Source organism: Serratia sp. BW106 (assembly GCF_002607755.1).
Taxonomy (GTDB): Bacteria; Pseudomonadota; Gammaproteobacteria; order Enterobacterales; family Enterobacteriaceae; genus Serratia; species Serratia proteamaculans.
In genome coordinates this window covers 1-1,153 of the sequence record NZ_MCGS01000069.1, presented here as the reverse complement: position 1 = coordinate 1,153, position 1,153 = coordinate 1, and the positions used below count along the sequence as shown (strand labels likewise).

At 50.0% G+C, this 1,153-nt stretch carries 1 protein-coding gene; it reads left to right on the top strand.

Annotated elements, in window-relative coordinates; translation table 11 throughout:
• Nucleotides 1–55: 55 nt before the first annotated feature.
• On the top strand, nt 56–1,153 hold a 1,098-nt coding region (locus tag BEI65_RS26125), incomplete at its 3' end, for an RNA-guided endonuclease TnpB family protein (protein WP_099065692.1).

The window sequence follows — 1,153 nt, the reverse complement described above, 5'->3', positions numbered from 1 at the left end:
TTTTCGAGCTAACTTCTTTTTGTCTTTTCACGATGGCTCCTGTAATTTTGTACATATGAAACGCGCATACAAATACCGATTCTATCCAACAGCCGATCAGGTTGAGCTTTTGGCTCAAACGTTCGGCTGTGTGCGTTTTGTCTATAATTCAATCCTTCGCTGGCGTACTGATGCTTACTATGAGCGCCAGGAGAAGATCGGCTATCTGCAAGCTAATGCGCGGTTAACCGCGCTTAAAAAAGAGCCTGAATGCGCATGGCTCAATGACGTTTCCTGTGTCCCCTTGCAACAATCGCTACGCCACCAACAGACGGCCTTTTCTCACTTTTTTGCAGGTCGGGCTAAATATCCAGCATTCAAAAGCAAACGCCACAAACAGGTCGCTGAATTGACCGCCAGCGCGTTTAAATATCGTGATGGCAAGCTGCATATGGCTAAGAGCAAAGCCCCATTGGACGTGCGCTGGAGCCGTGAACTCCCATCCGTGCCGTCAACCGTCACTATTTCCAAAGATGCAGCCGGACGATATTTCGTTTCCTGTCTGTGCGAGTTTGAACCTGTATCACTGCCCATTTCCGCTAAAACCGTGGGCATTGATGTGGGCTTAAAGGATTTGTTCGTTACTGACACTGGATTTAAACAAGGCAATCCCCGCCATACCGCTAAATACGCGGCTCGCCTGGCGCGACTTCAGCGCCGTTTAAGCAAAAAAGCGAAAGGTTCGAAAAACCGCGCTAAAGCCCGCTTGAAGGTGACCCGACTCCACGCGAAAATTGCCGATTGCCGCAGGGATAACTTGCACAAGTTGTCCCGCAAACTGATTAACGATAACCAAGTTGTTTGCGTTGAATCCCTGAAAGTGAAGAACATGATCCGCAACCCTAAGCTTTCGAAAGCGATAGCCGATGCAAGCTGGGGCGAGTTTGTGCGCCAGCTCGCATACAAGGCTGAATGGGGCGGGCGTTCACTGGTCGCCATTGCCCCGTATTTCCCGTCCTCAAAGCGTTGTAGTTGTTGCGGCTTCACCATGAAAAAATTGCCTCTTGATGTTCGTAAATGGAATTGTCCGGAATGCCAGACAAGCCATGACCGTGACATTAATGCGGCACGGAATATAAAAGCTGCCGGGCTGGCAGCGTTAGCCCACGGAGAG